Below are 1,472 nucleotides of genomic sequence, written 5' to 3'. Positions count from 1 at the left end.
TGGCAGAACGATTGCAGGCATTGGGGATCCCCACCTATCTCACGCAGGTGGACAGTTGGGCTGCCCTGGAAGCAACCATCGCCACTCTGGCTGCGGCTGTGGGAGTGGATCCGGATCCCTTGCTGCGGGAGTACGGATCGCTTTTGCCCCAGGAGCTGCCCCCGGTTCGCCCCAAAACCCTGCTTTTGGTCGGCACCCAGCCGATTCTTGCTCCCAACCGGCAAAGCTGGGCCGGGGATCTGCTGGAGCGCTTTGGCGCCGACAACCTAACGGCTGCCCTGCAAAGCCAAGGGCAATTTCGCGGCTATGTCACCCTTGCGGCAGAGCGCATCCTGGAAGCCAACCCCGAGGTTTTGTTGGTGGTCAACCCGGAGGCGGCGGATCCCTTGGCGTTTTTCCGTGCCCGCCCCTTTTGGAACCAGTTGAAAGCCGTTCAAACCCAGAGGGTCTATGGATTTGACTACTACGGCTTGGTCAACCCCGGCACCCTAGAGAAAATTAGAGCGGCCTGCGAGCAGTTGGCCCAGGTTTTGGGAAGAGAGGCCACTATGCGCTCCTCGCAAGTGAATTATGACAAAACGGCATAGCTTGTTACGAAGTGTAACGACAAATACCAAAGTTAACGGTTGGCCATCGCTAAGGTAGCCGGTGTTCCCCTACGGCAGCGACGATGGCGAACCAATTTGAGCGCCTCAAAAGCGAAAAGGACGGGCTGGCGGTCAAAGCCGAGCTGGAAGCGTTTGCCCGCATGGGCTGGGAGAACATCCCTGAAGACGACCGGGATCACCGCCTCAAGTGGCTGGGGATCTTCTTTCGCAAGCGCACGCCCGGCCAGTTTATGCTACGGCTGCGCCTGCCCAATGGGATCCTGACCAGCGGCCAGATGCGGATGTTGGCGGCGATCATCCATCCCTATGGAAAAGATGGCGTAGCCGACATCACCACCCGGCAGAACCTGCAACTGCGCGGCCTCCCCATCGAGGAGATGCCCCAGATCTTGGGCTACTTGAAGGAGGTGGGCCTGACCAGCATCCAGTCGGGCATGGACAATGTGCGCAACATTACGGGATCCCCCCTCGCGGGCATTGACCCAGATGAGCTGATCGACGTGCGCGGCCTCACCCGCAAGGTGCAGGACATGGTAACCAACAACGGCGAGGGCAACCCTTCCTTCACCAATCTGCCGCGTAAGTTTAACATCGCCATCTGCGGTTGTCGCGACAACTCCGTTCATGCGGAGATCAACGACCTGGCCTTTGTGCCGGCCTTCAAAGCGGGCAAGCTGGGCTTCAACGTCTTGGTGGGGGGCTTTTTTTCGGCCCGCCGCTGTGCCGAGGCCATCGGGCTGGATGTCTGGGTGGATCCCCGCGATGTGGTTCCTCAGGCCAGTGCGGCAAAACCGCATCGGGGTGGTGCTGGATGCCGGGATCCCGGAGGATCTGCGCCAGCGCCATTTGCAGGTCATGCAAGCC

At 60.3% G+C, this 1,472-nt stretch carries 2 protein-coding genes and 1 pseudogene; all 3 read left to right on the top strand.

Features of this window, described 5'->3' with window-relative positions; genetic code table 11:
• Positions 1 to 587: ABC transporter substrate-binding protein (locus NW835_RS10105; RefSeq protein WP_414415211.1), on the top strand; the 587-nt coding region annotated here is incomplete at its 5' end.
• Positions 588 to 670: 83 nt separating this feature from the next.
• A pseudogene (nirA, locus tag NW835_RS10100) lies at positions 671 to 1,369 on the top strand (ferredoxin--nitrite reductase); the annotation flags it as partial.
• Positions 1,350 to 1,472, top strand: a 123-nt coding sequence (locus tag NW835_RS10095; protein WP_414415216.1) for a DUF3326 domain-containing protein, incomplete at its 3' end; no start/stop codon positions are given. The pseudogene nirA and the gene NW835_RS10095, both read left to right, overlap by 20 nt.

It is taken from the genome of Synechococcus sp. OH2 (genome assembly GCF_047462155.1).
Taxonomy (GTDB): domain Bacteria; phylum Cyanobacteriota; class Cyanobacteriia; order Thermostichales; family Thermostichaceae; genus Thermostichus.
This window is presented reverse-complemented; position numbering and strand designations above follow the sequence as displayed.